The sequence below is a fragment of the Pseudomonas sp. MF6751 genome (genome assembly GCF_016613265.1).
Taxonomy (GTDB): Bacteria; Pseudomonadota; Gammaproteobacteria; order Pseudomonadales; family Pseudomonadaceae; genus Aquipseudomonas; species Aquipseudomonas fluorescens_BV.
In genome coordinates, this window is the sequence record NZ_JAENSV010000001.1 from 268972 (window position 1) to 281089 (window position 12118).

Consider the following 12118-nt stretch of genomic DNA (forward strand, 5'->3'; position numbering starts at 1 on the left):
CTGGCTTGCTTGCGATGGCGGTGTGTCAGTCGACTCATCCGGTCCTGATACAACGCTATCGCAGGCAAGCCAGCTCCCACAGTTCGATCTTCAGGGTTTGGTGGTCAGCGGTAGAGGTCTTCCCGCGTCCACGGCAGTTCATGCCCGCCATCGGCATGGGGTTTCACTGCCAGTATCTGGTGCAGGTTGATCCAGCCTCGGGCAAACGCATAAGCGCAACCGGCCAGGTACAGCCGCCAGATGCGTAGCGCCTGTTCCGGTACCATCTTCGCCGCTGCTTCCAGGTTGTCTTCCAGGCGTTCGCTCCAATGGTCCAATGTGCGGGCGTAATGCATACGCAGGCTTTCGACATCGACCACTTCCAGCCCTGCTTCACTGACCTGGGCGGTCATCATCGCCAGGTGCGGCAGTTCGCCGTTAGGGAACACGTAGCGCTCGATAAACTCGCCGGCGCCACGGCCTACGGGGCGGCCATCGGTGTGCTTGGCGGTAATGCCATGGTTCATCACCAGGCCACCTTCACGCACCGCGCCGAACAGGGTCCGGCAGTATTGCGCCAGGTTTGCATGGCCGACGTGTTCGAACATACCCACGCTTACCACCTTGTCGAAACGGCCGTCCTGGGGCAGGTCGCGGTAGTCGAGTAATTGCAGGTCGACCTGGTCTTCCAGGCCTTCGGCTTTCACCCGCTCCTTGGCCAGCGCCAGTTGTTCCTTGCTCAAGGTGATGCCGAACACCTTGACCCCGAACTCCCGCGCGGCATAGCGCGCCAACCCGCCCCAGCCGCAGCCCACATCCAGCAGATACTCACCCGGCTGCAGCCGCAACTTGCGGCACAGGTGGCGGAATTTGTCTTGTTGGGCCTGGTCGATCGACTCGCTGCCGGTTTCGAAATAACCGCAGGAGTAGGCCATGTCCTGGTCCAGCCATAGCTGGTAGAACTCGTTGGACAGGTCGTAATGGTAGGAAATGGCCGCCGCGTCGGTGGCCTTATCGTGGATCGAGCGCACCGGACGACTCTCCCCGTCGTCATCGACCAAAGCGTGACTCAACTCGTCACATAGCCTGATCACTTCGGTGATGGAGCCTTCCAGCTCCAGCTTGCCCTCGACGAAGGCTTCGCCCAGTGAGTCGAGCGTTGGATGGCTCAGCCTGGATACGACCGTGGGGTCCTTGACCACGATGGTGACGCTGGGCTCAGGGCCCAAGTTGAATTCATGGCCGTCCCAGAGTCGAAGACGCAGCGGTAGCTGAAGATTCTGTAAGGCCGGTGGAAGTTGCGCGAGCATGAGTAGTCCCCCCTTGTTTCAGACGTCTGCTGTGAGGGTAGACCATGCCAAACAAAGTAGGAAGCTATCGAATGAATAGCTCCCCTGCTATGGCGCTCGGCGCTCGAGCAAACCTTCCTGGACCCACTGTTTCAGCCAAGTGGCCGCTTGCAGCGACGCCCCCTCTGAATAAGTGACCGCCAGCTCAATACACAGTTCTGAAAAATTCCAGCCCATGGTCACCATGCCCGACAGCGCACAGGCTTCAGCGGCTTCCAGGCTGCGGTAGTGGCAGCGGTTCTGGTTGCGCCACACCAGGCAGATTTGCGCCGGTTCCAGCGCCTGGCTGCCGGGGAAATCCGACTCATCCTTGCTGGCTCGCCAGATCGCCACCGTGTTGAAACGGCAAAGCAGCTGCTGCACCGAAGGCGCCAGCGCAACCTGCAAGGTGGGCCAGTCTTCAGGCGCCAAATGCGCCATGTCATTCAAGGTCAGCGGCTCCCCTTCGGCGGCGTCAAACGCCAAGGTGAACGCCCACTCCAGGCGTGCCAACTCAGCCAAAGGCGCACTTTGCGAAGCCATCAGATGCTCAACGATAAACATCGCAAAGCGCTCGCCCAACCAGCGCACGCTGTAATGGGCCGACGGATAACGGCGGATGTAGGCCTCGGTCAGTGAGCAAAACTGCTCATCTCCCAGCCAATACCAGATGGCACCGAAGTCATGGCGCAGCACCTCTTGCAGTCGCGACAGATAGGCGTTGTGGTAAATCGCCAGGCCGGTGTCCACATCCAACGTCGGCCCTCCCAGCAAGGTGGCGGCAAAGCCGCTGTTGGCCGCGGGCGCTTCGGATAATAGATGCTGTTCAAATGCCAACTGCCAGTCGATCAGGCGCATAACGCTCTCCGGGCCAAGGCGCTGGCACCCAACTCACGGGCTTTGTTCAACTCGGTGAGCAACTCTTCGAAGGGCGGAAAATGGTCATCGCGTTCCAGCAAGGTCGACACCGGGCCCAAATGCTCCAAAGTTTGCTGATACAGCGCCCACACCGGGTCGCACACTGGATGGTCATGGGTATCGACCACATAGTCGCCATAATCCATATGCCCCGCCAAGTGTAGTTGGCGAATGCTTTCGGCTGGCAGGTTACGAATGAACGTCCAGGCATCAAAACCATGGTTGCGTGCGCTGACGTAGACGTTGTTGACGTCCAGCAGCAATTGGCATCCGCTCAGATGGGCCAAGGCGTTGAGGAACTCCCACTCGGTGAATTCATCCGCCTTGGAACGCACGTAGCTGGAGACATTTTCCAGTACCAGCGGGCGCTGCAAGACGTCCTGCACCTGACGCACGCGGCCGGCCACGTGGTAGAGACTTTCTTCGGTGTAAGGCAGGGGCAGCAAGTCATGTAACTGATGCGCGCTGCCGCGGCTCCAGCACAGGTGATCGGAAATCCACGCCGGCTGAATGCGCTCTGCGAGCTGTTTGATGTGGTTCAGGTAATCCGTATCGAGGGCATGTGGCCCGCCGATGGACAACGACACACCGTGCATCACCAAGGGGTAACGTTCGGCTATCGCATCCAGGTAGTACAAGGCCTTACCGCCCTGCACCAAGTAATTCTCGGAGATCACTTCGAACCAATCCACGGCCGGCGACTGTTCAAGGATCTGATGGTAGTACTCACTGCGTAAACCCAGGCCGTAACCCAGACTTGGAAGGGACGCGGACATGACTCACTCCTGGGCAAAGTGTCCGCAGCGGTGGCAGGCAGCCGCCGCGGTTGCACTTGTTTGCCGGTTACTCGCCGACTGTACCGCCAGCGGCGTCGCAGGCCGATTTGGTCATGGCCTTGAAGCCCATCCCTTTGCACTCGCCCTGGCCCTTGCACGCGTGGTCCTTGGTTTTGCAGTCGTTCATACCTTTGCAGGAGGTCACGCCGTAGCAGTGAACGGTGGCGTCTGCCGCTTGTACCTGGGTGGCCACACCCGCGAACAGAGAAGCAGCGGCCATTGCGAGGGCGGCACCAGCAGCAGCGGATTTAATACTCATTGTTGTATTCCTCATGATCAGTAGTGGAGCCGGTCCGAACGGATTGTTCAGTCTCGACACAGCACTAGAGTGAGGCCTCCTGTCGGCGTTACAGCCGTGAGCAAATATTTCTGAAATTATTCGTCGAGCTTCAGCAGCGGCTCCTGGAAGCGCAGTAAACGCCCGGCGTTACCCAGTACCAGCAGGGTACTGAGGTTGTGCAGTACCGCCGCGATCATCGCACCCGCCGCCCCCAACCAGCCGAATGCGGCGAACACCACAATGGCCAGCGTCCAGCCCAAGCCAATGATCACGTTGACCTGCAACGTCTGCCGACACTGGCGACTCAAGCGCACACAGGTGCCCAGGCGGCGCAAGTCGCTGCCGATCAACACCACGTCCGCCGAGGCCAGGGCGATGTCCGCACCGCCCGCGCCCATGGCCACGCCGACCACGCCGGCCTTGAGCGCCAGGGAGTCGTTGATGCCATCGCCCACCACCATTGGCCTGAAGCCACTGCTGATTTCGCCCAGCACGCGGTTGAGCTTGTCTTCCGGCAGCGCTTGGGCTTCGACATCACTGATGCCCACGTCCAGCGCCAGGCTGTCGGCCACGCTTTGGCGGTCGCCGGTCAGCAGCAGTTGGCGGCCCAGGCCCAAGTCACGCAGTTCTTGCAGGGCCTGGCGCGCTTCGGGTTTGACGCTGTCGGCCAACAGCAGCCAGGCGAGGAACTCGCCGTTCAACGCCAGCCCGGCAATCGGCCCATCATGGGTGGGCACGGCGGTGGTGACGATGCCCAACTGTTCAAACAACTCCGGCCGTCCCAGCGCCGCTTCGCCCTGCTCGGTCTGGGCGACCACGCCCAGGCCCTGACGCTCGCGGATGTCGCTAAGCACCAGCATCTGCTCCTGGGTCGCCAACCCCGCCAACGCTCGGCTGACCGGGTGACTGCTTGCCGAACCGAGACTGGCCGCCAGGTTCAGCAGCTTTTGGCGATCCGGCGCGCGTGTCTCGATGGACTGCAAGCGCAGGGTGCCAAAGGTCAGGGTGCCGGTCTTGTCGACCACCAGCGATGTCAGGTCGGCCAGTTCTTCCAGGAACGCCGAGCTGCGAATCAGGATGCCATGGCGCGCCGCCACGGCGATCCCGGCAATCGCCGTGGCCGGTGCCGACAACACCAAGGCACAGGGACACGCTGCCACGAGCACCGCGAGCATCGCCTGGGCGTCATTGGTGACAAACCAGGTGACGGCCGCCAGCAGCAATACCAGCACCATGTAGCTGCCGGCGTAGCGCTCCAGCAGCCGGGTGATCGGCGGCTTGGAACGCTCGGCGTTTTGCATCAGCGCAATGACTTTGCCCAACGTCGATTCGTTACCGGTACGCGTGACCTCAAGGCGCAGCAGGCCATCGAGGTTGATCGCCCCACCAAACACCTGCACGCCCACGCTGGCTTCCAACGGCACCGACTCGCCGGTGATCGGCGCCGTGTCCAGGCTCGCCTGGCCGGACAACACCACGCCATCGGCCGGCACGCGGTCGCCGGCACGCACTTCGACGATATCGCCGGTGTTCAAGGTGCCGTTATCCACTTCGGTGATGGTCCCGTCCGCCTGCACCAGGCGTGCGTGGCTGCGGGTGAGTTTGCCCAGGGCACGGATCGCTTCCTGGGAGCCAATCACGCTACGCTCTTCCAGCACATGGCCAAAGATCATGATGATCGGCAACAACGCGGCGGTGAGCAGATCACCGGTGGCCCAGGCGCCGAGCATAGCCAGGGCGATCAATTGGTCGGTGATGCCGTGCAGGCTCGGAAAGCGCAGGCTGTACCAGGCTGAACGCATCACCGGCACCGCCACCAACAGCGAAGCCACGCCCAGCAGCAGCTGGCTGACGCCGCTCTGGTCCGGCGCGAGCCAGCGCCACACCAGGCCCAGCACGAGCAAGCCCAGGGCAAGCATCGCCAAGGTCAATTGCCGGGCAGCGCTGCGCTGTTCGGCAGAGGTCAGCATGGGTGCGCTCATTGTTCGGCTCCCTGGATGATCAAGCGGGAGTCGTCTTTGGGATCGACGGTGGTCACTGAACCGGCCTGTCCGAGAATCTTCGGCAAGCGTTCACGGTACAGGCGCAACAGCAAACCGGGGTCTTTGACCTGGGCCAGGCTGGCAACGGTAGCGGTCTGCGCCTGGGCATTGGCCAAGCGCTCGCTGGCCTGGGCATGGGCGACTTGCACCTGGCGGTCAGCCTCCTGGTTGGCGGTCTGGGTGAGTTTCTCCGCTTCAGTGCGGGCGTTGGCCACGGCTTTATCAGCCTGCTGGCTGGCGGTCAGTACCGCGTTGAACGCATTCACCGCAGGCCCTGGCAGGCTCGATTGCACATCGACGCGGGTGGCTTCGATACCCAGCCCCAAGCCGCTGGCCGCCAACTCCGCCAGGCGTTTGTTGATGCCTTGCACCAGGTCGCCGCGCAGCCGCTCACGGCGTTCGGCGGCGCCATTGTCGCTGCCGATCAGTTCCGGGCGGGCTACCAGGATGGTGTCCAGATCCCGCGCAGCGGTGAGAGCCACGGCGCTGCGTGTCACCAGCCGATCCAGGGCCGGCAGTACGTGGTCGCCCTGCAACACAAAGGCGTAGGGTTCGGTCACCTTGTAGAACACCCGCACGTCCAACTGCACCACCCCGGCATCGCCGGTCAGCAGGTAGCCGGAACCGGCTAGGGCATCGCTCAAGGGCGTGGCGAAACTGGCCACGCGATCGGCCTGCAGCGCCGCATCGGAACGCAGCAGGTTTTCCACCCGCCGTTCGATCACCCGGTCGGCCGCTGGCAACAGGACGACTTGTTCGAAAGGCTGCGGCCAAGCCAGCAACAATCCGGCGTTCTGAATGCGATCGAGGGCGCCAAAATGCAGGACCACGGCGCGATTCTGCGGGTCGATCTGGCGCACATTGGAAAAGGCCCAGGCCAACGCCGCCAATACGGTGACCGCGTACAGTGCCAGGAACGTCAGGCGCCCGGCCTGGATCCACGGGCTGTCCGGGCTGTCACGCTCGCTCATGGCTGCAGGTCCTTGGGCCCATCCACCAGAGCGCGAAAAGGTGCGGCGTCGGTGCGCAGGATGATCTTGGTCCCCGGCGTGACCACCGTGCCCAAGGTATCCAGCGAACGCAGCAGGTTGTACAGCTGCGGATTGCCAGCGTAGGCGCGGCCATAAATCTGCGCGGCTTCAACCCGCGACTGCGCTTCGATGTCGGCGGCTTTCACAGTGGCATCGGCCTGCATGATGCGCGCATCACGCTCGGCAGCGGAGCGGATCTGCGCCGCTTCGCGCTTGCCCACGGCGGTGCGTTCGGTGGCGATGGTTTCACGCTCGGCGCGCATGCGGTCAACCGTGGCGGTGAGGGTCACCGATGGCAACGTCAAACGCTCGATACCGACCTGCGCCACGCGCACACCATAGGTGGTGAGCAATTGTTGATCAATCTGCTGGCGCAACTGCGCTTCAAAATCGGCGATGCGCACTTGGCTGGCGTCGGTATTGATCAAGCTGGACAGGTCAAAGCTGGCTGCCGTGGTTTCCAACGCGGAGCCGACGAAGGTACGAATCTGCCGCGCCGCCTCATCAGGCTGATTCTGCACCGCACGCATAAAACGCTGCACGTTGTCGGCATCGCCCTGCACCTGCCACGCCACGTAGGCCTGCACGATAATCCGCAGGCCATCGCGGGTGCCCACATCCTGCAAGCCGCTGGACGTGGTGCGCAGGCGCAGGTCCACCGGGATCGCCGCTTCGAACGGTGCCGGCCAGCGCCAGCCCAGGCCCGGCTCCAGCAGCACGCGCGCGGGGTTGCCGAAGCGGGTAATCACCGTGGCCTCGCCGGAACGCACTTGCACCAGGCTCGCCGCTGCCACGGCAAACAGCACCAGCAACACCGCCCACGCCATGCGCCGCCAGGGAAAAGGCCCGGCCGCCTGCTCATCGCCGTGATGGTGATGGTGGTGGCCGTGATGGTGGTGATGACCGTGATCATGATCGTGAGAATGAGCGCTCAACAGACGAACTCCTTATTGAACGGCTTTGCGCGGCACCGACGGGTCGGCGGGCAAGGTAAAAGAACGCAGATCGATCGTCGGCGCACTGTCGGCACCCAAACGATGATCCAGAATAAGCAGCTTGGCCTGGGCCAGGCCCTGGCTCAGTTGGCCCAGGTACTGTTCCAGCACGAAGGCTTGGCCCGCAGCGGCGTAGGCTTTTTGTTCGGCGGCAAAGCGCAGGTTCGCTGCTTGGGCACCGGCATTCACCTCGCGGGCACTCGCCTGGGCCTGATCGCGGGCGGTGCTGGCTTGAAGCAGCGCCTGGTTGGTCTGCTCGCTGGCCGCACCGCGTTCACGGGCGATCAGCGCCTGGGCGCCGATCTGCGCGGCTTGCACACCGTGGTACGCGTTGGCGGCACCGGCCGGCGGATGGATCGCCTCGACCACCGTGGCGAGGATTTCCACACCGCTGTCGAGGGTTTGCAGGTCGGCTTGCACGCTGCGGCCAATCTCGTCGGCGAGGCTGGTGCGCTCTTCGCCGAGTAATTCATCCAGGGTGCGCGAGGCAAAATCGTGCACCAGGATGCGGCTGGCGGTGCTGCGTATCAGGGTCGGGATATCCGCGCTGTTATAGGTGGCGGCAAGCGCAGCCTGATCAGTGAGGCCGATGCGGTAGACAAAACGCACGTCCATATTGACGATCTGGAAGCCCTGCTTGTCGCCGCTGCTGCTGGCAATGACCTGGGATTTATCATTCACATGGCTGGCGTCCCACAGGCGATTGGCAATCAACGGCGCCGGGCCTTCGGCTGCGGCCAGCTCCGGTGTGGCGGCTTCGCTGACGCTGGTCGCCAGCTCATGCACCACGCCGTTTTCAACATTCAGTACGCGGCCCAACGGCCACGGCAAACCCGCATGCAGGCCGGGGCCGAACACCTCGACCGGTTTACCAAAACGCTCATAAATCCCGCGGCCTTGCAGGGGCACTTCATGCACACCGGTCAGCGCCCAACCTACCCCCAGCACCACCAGCAGCACCGGGAAAAAAGCTCGGCGCATATAGGTAAAGGCCCAGATCTGGCGCAGGTCGATGCCAAAGCGGTTGTGCAATTCATGCTGCAACGCCAGCAACGGCTGCGGCGGCCAACGCAGCAGGCCGGCAATAAAACTCTGCGCCATCAAGCGCGGTTCGAGGCGCGGCTGGCGCGGGCTGAACAACGAGAGCACGCCCCTGAGCAGGAATTCCAGCGCTACCAGCGCCGGCAGGAGCCCGATGAAGGTGGCCAGGCGCAGCGGCCAGACCGACTCCGCATTGGCAAACAGCAGGCAGATCGCGCTGAGCACCAGGCAGATAATTGCCATCCGGCTCAATTGCGCCAACTGTGAGGCTTCCGGCCATTGGGCAGCGGTTTCCTGGCCCAGGCGGCGTTCGAATACCAGCAGGCCAAACGCCAGAGCCAAAGCGAGCGCTGCGCCAATACTTGCCGATTGCCCGATGGCAGCAGCGGGCAAGCCCAGGTTCCAGAACTGCAGGATGCTGACCAGCGCCAGCAACGACCAGCCTCCCAACCACAGCACCGGTGCGCCAATCTGCGCCAACAGGCCGTTGCCGAACCGGTTGATCAGGCCCTTATGCCAGGGTGTAGGCTCGATGGATTGTTCGCCCGCTTCACCGCTCGGCGCTTCCAGCGCCTGGGCACGCCAATCGGCCACCCACCAGGCCGACTGCAAGCCGGCCACCAGCAGCAGCAAGGCCGACGCGCAGTTGATCAATACCACCGGCCAGATCGACACGGGTGCAAACAACGCTACGAACAGCGCCAATATCCAACCACTGAGGGCCAGGGTTGTCAGGCCTATACCGGCCTGGCGCAATCGACGGGCGTGGAACAGCCCCTGCTGAAAACGCGCGAGGCCTTCAACCGAAGCCCCGTCAGCCTCTAGATCCACTTGCATCTGCTCAACGCCCACTTGCACACAATTCGTTACGATATAACACGAAGCGTGAAATTTTTGTTCTCAACCCCGTTCGCATATTTAGGTCGAGGAGCACTCGCAAAATATCCGTCGGCTGTCCGGCCTTCACAGAGTTACCTCAGGGCACGTCGGGCACTGCTACCTTGAATGACTCTACGCATGTTTCGCCAAACACGATGGGCAACCCGTGAGACAGGGTTGCGCGCCGCACGGCGCAAGTCTCGCTCTACTGCTCGAGTCAAAGCCTCCAGGGACGGGCTCCTAACCATCGGAGCGGGTTCGAGAACAGGCTGAGGCTCGACATGAACCTCTATGATGTCAACGTCCGCCCCCAGTTGATAATCGTAAACTTCCTGTCGCGTGATACCCGTAGCACGCAGGCCGAAAGCAGTCATGATTCTCTGAGTTGAACGGCCATTACCCTCACTGGCCAAAAACCGCTCCAGCATGCCTTCCTGCTGCTGCGTAGCAAGCAGAGCCTCATTGTTTTGAACGTTCCAGCGCACAATGGCTTGCGGTAAAACACCGTAAAAATTGTTATGCCTTGAAATCATTTCATACTGATGCCAGGTAACGTCGGTAGCATTGGGCCCCTCTACTGGCGCACGGTAGTTTTCCATCAAGCGCCAGCGGCCGGGCAAGAATTCGTTTCTGAACCGATACCTGCCTGGGATTGAAGCAGACGTGTAAGTAGACTCAACGCGGTGCTCGCCATACATACGGTGAGTCATGCTCCTCTCCACGGCGTACCGGCGCTCGGCGGCGACGTGAGCATCCACGTCACGACGCCGGAATGTCTCTGGATTCTGTCGATAAGCCGGAACATGGGCACTGGAGGAATTATCCGAATAGTCGTCGGCGACTTCCGGAGCCCTGCCATCGTGGTCTCGATACCGGAGCGGATTATTTCGGACCATTCGATACAGATTCAGCCCATCGATTTCGCCCGAGGGATCCGGGTTGATCCAGCGCATCAGCCATGGCGCATAGTAACGCGAACCGTAATAGTACAATCCGGTCGCATCCCGCTCTTGGCCTGAATAACGGATGGTCTTGCCATTAACATGAGTCTGACTTCTGGCCGCCCACCACGCCGTACCACCGAAGGGGTAATACCCCTCATGACTGATCACGTCGCCATATTCATCGAGTTCCAACGCAACGCTGCCCAGATGGTCATCAACGTTGTAGCGCCACTGTGGGACAGGTAGTCTCTTGCGACCGTTCGCTCGCCAGTTTAACCGTCGAACTTGACTGCGCCCTAACGCCACGCTGATGACATGCAGGACTTCTCCCGTCGCCGTATCGCTGTGTATCTCCAAACCCGGCAGATACATGACCTGGGCCACATGCTCAACAGACTTTGCCTGCCACACTCGTACCTTGCGTCCACGCTGCCCAGTGCCATGGTAGAAATACCGTTCGTTATCCGCAGGCCCCGCCTTGCGCAGCACCTGGGTGACTTGGTGCAATTGATTACGGGCGTCCCATGTCATCCTCTGCGCGCCGTCCAACATCAACAAATTGCCGTTTGCATCAAACCCATTGGCTAAATCCGGTGGATTCATCTCATCGGCCATATACATGCTTCGATTACTACGCTCGGCTGTCTTCATCATGCGCAAGGGTTCGCTGCCATGCTTGAGCGTGATTAGATTTCCGCCGAGGTCATAGGTGTAAACCTGCGTGTAGTTACGCAACCGACTCGCGTCACCTCCTCCTGGTAGTACAACACCGGGCAGGCCAGGCTGAATGCCGGCCAGGACGCTTTCCCGTCCGGTGGCCTCAATCAAATGGTAAAGCGTGTCGTAGCGATAAGTGCTAACGGGGACAATTCTTTGAGAATCAAACCATTGGGTTGGTTGTGCCCGGTCCTCCAAGCATTGCAGGTTACCCACGGGGTCCCACTGATAATGTAGGTCCTGGAGTACTTTATCCTGCCGGATTGTGTTCAGTCGTAGTAGTCGCCCACTGCGGGCGTCGTAGCCGGGCTGGGAAATGACACCATTACCCGCCAGTTGGGATTCGACTTGACCACAAGCGTTATAGCGGACCGCGCTGAGCAGCAATTGCTCCGGTTTTCCATCCTCAGTCAGACTGGATTGAACCAGTTCACCCGCCACGTTGTAGCAATGGCTCTGCACATTCGCCAACGCATCGGTTTGGCGGAGCAACTGATTCAACGCATCGTGATGCCATTGCGTGAGATACCGCATTGCCGCGCCTTGATGATCTGTCTCCAATAACGCGTCGCGCTCATCCAAAGACTCAGGCCAATCCGCGGGTACCAATGCCTTGAGAAACTGTTGAGTCTGGCCTGCAACGTGCCCCAGCAAACCGTAATCGACAAAAACCTGGCTGCCGACCCCATCGTCATGCCGAACCAGCCGACCGCAACGATTGCCCATTTCAGTCGATGATCCGTACGTCAGCCGCTCGACGAAGGTCTGGAGAGTGGTCGCTGACTCTTCGCTCACACTAACCTGACGTATTTGGGAGTCATAGCACACCCGCCGGACAGTACCCCGCCCATCCCAACTATGCAGCGTTTGAGCTGCGTCGCCCACAAGGTTGACACGCCAGCCCGCATCTACGCTTTCAACACGCAACAGCTGGCCCGACAGACTATGGGTCATAACTTGGTTGGGCTCCCCTGTTTCACCACCCGTTGCCCACAATCGCGTGTCCCATTGTGCATGCACTCGACCAAGGACATCGCGCGAATACCTTTCGGTACGTGCCTGCAGTGCCTCGTCTAATGTCTGTCGGTGATACGCAACGACCGCTACTTGCAACCTACGCGCGTCTGT

The 12118-nt window shown here is 61.2% G+C and carries 9 protein-coding genes; all 9 read right to left on the bottom strand.

Features of this window, described 5'->3' with window-relative positions; translation table 11 throughout:
• Window positions 1-104 precede the first annotated feature (104 nt).
• Window positions 105-1289, bottom strand: a complete 1185-nt coding sequence (gene cfaB, locus JJD66_RS01225) for a C17 cyclopropane fatty acid synthase CfaB (protein ID WP_200647450.1) — start codon at window positions 1287-1289, stop codon at window positions 105-107.
• 87 nt (window positions 1290-1376) lie between these two features.
• Window positions 1377-2165: an HvfC/BufC N-terminal domain-containing protein gene (locus tag JJD66_RS01230; RefSeq protein ID WP_200647451.1), complete on the bottom strand. Its 789-nt coding sequence runs from the start codon at window positions 2163-2165 to the stop codon at window positions 1377-1379.
• The gene (gene bufB / locus JJD66_RS01235; RefSeq protein WP_054896094.1) at window positions 2156-3001 is read right to left on the bottom strand and encodes an MNIO family bufferin maturase; all 846 of its coding nucleotides are present in this window, start codon (window positions 2999-3001) and stop codon (window positions 2156-2158) included. The genes JJD66_RS01230 and bufB overlap by 10 nt, the downstream gene beginning before the upstream one ends.
• A gap of 67 nt (window positions 3002-3068) precedes the next feature.
• Window positions 3069-3320, bottom strand: coding sequence for a BufA2 family periplasmic bufferin-type metallophore (gene bufA2 / locus JJD66_RS01240; protein ID WP_020302041.1), 252 nt, complete (start codon window positions 3318-3320; stop codon window positions 3069-3071).
• Window positions 3321-3436: 116 nt separating this feature from the next.
• The gene (locus tag JJD66_RS01245; protein WP_200647452.1) at window positions 3437-5323 is read right to left on the bottom strand and encodes a cation-translocating P-type ATPase; all 1887 of its coding nucleotides are present in this window, start codon (window positions 5321-5323) and stop codon (window positions 3437-3439) included.
• On the bottom strand, window positions 5320-6354 hold the full coding sequence (hflK, locus tag JJD66_RS01250; RefSeq protein WP_198714587.1) for a protease modulator HflK: 1035 nt from the start codon (window positions 6352-6354) through the stop codon (window positions 5320-5322). Before hflK (JJD66_RS01250) ends, JJD66_RS01245 begins: the two co-directional genes overlap by 4 nt.
• Window positions 6351-7352, bottom strand: coding sequence for a protease modulator HflC (hflC, locus tag JJD66_RS01255; RefSeq protein WP_161903768.1), 1002 nt, complete (start codon window positions 7350-7352; stop codon window positions 6351-6353). Before hflC ends, hflK (JJD66_RS01250) begins: the two co-directional genes overlap by 4 nt.
• A gap of 9 nt (window positions 7353-7361) precedes the next feature.
• Window positions 7362-9287 (bottom strand): protease modulator HflK, encoded by a 1926-nt coding sequence (gene hflK, locus JJD66_RS01260; RefSeq protein WP_200647453.1) that lies wholly within the window; start codon window positions 9285-9287, stop codon window positions 7362-7364.
• A 134-nt stretch (window positions 9288-9421) separates the two neighbouring features.
• A complete protein-coding gene (locus JJD66_RS01265) occupies window positions 9422-11944 on the bottom strand; it encodes an RHS repeat-associated core domain-containing protein (RefSeq protein ID WP_200647454.1) in 2523 nt (840 codons plus the stop codon).
• Window positions 11945-12118 lie beyond the last annotated feature (174 nt).

Bases quoted from the DNA above. Each gene is read 5' to 3' on its own strand.
- cfaB (WP_200647450.1), bottom strand. From the start codon at position 1,289: ATGCTCGCGCAACTTCCACCGGCCTTACAGAATCTTCAGCTACCGCTG.
- JJD66_RS01230 (WP_200647451.1), bottom strand. From the start codon at position 2,165: ATGCGCCTGATCGACTGGCAGTTGGCATTTGAACAGCATCTATTATCC.
- bufB (WP_054896094.1), bottom strand. From the start codon at position 3,001: ATGTCCGCGTCCCTTCCAAGTCTGGGTTACGGCCTGGGTTTACGCAGT.
- bufA2 (WP_020302041.1), bottom strand. From the start codon at position 3,320: ATGAGTATTAAATCCGCTGCTGCTGGTGCCGCCCTCGCAATGGCCGCT.
- JJD66_RS01245 (WP_200647452.1), bottom strand. From the start codon at position 5,323: ATGAGCGCACCCATGCTGACCTCTGCCGAACAGCGCAGCGCTGCCCGG.
- hflK (WP_198714587.1), bottom strand. From the start codon at position 6,354: ATGAGCGAGCGTGACAGCCCGGACAGCCCGTGGATCCAGGCCGGGCGC.
- hflK (WP_200647453.1), bottom strand. From the start codon at position 9,287: ATGCAAGTGGATCTAGAGGCTGACGGGGCTTCGGTTGAAGGCCTCGCG.
- JJD66_RS01265 (WP_200647454.1), bottom strand. From the start codon at position 11,944: ATGACCCATAGTCTGTCGGGCCAGCTGTTGCGTGTTGAAAGCGTAGAT.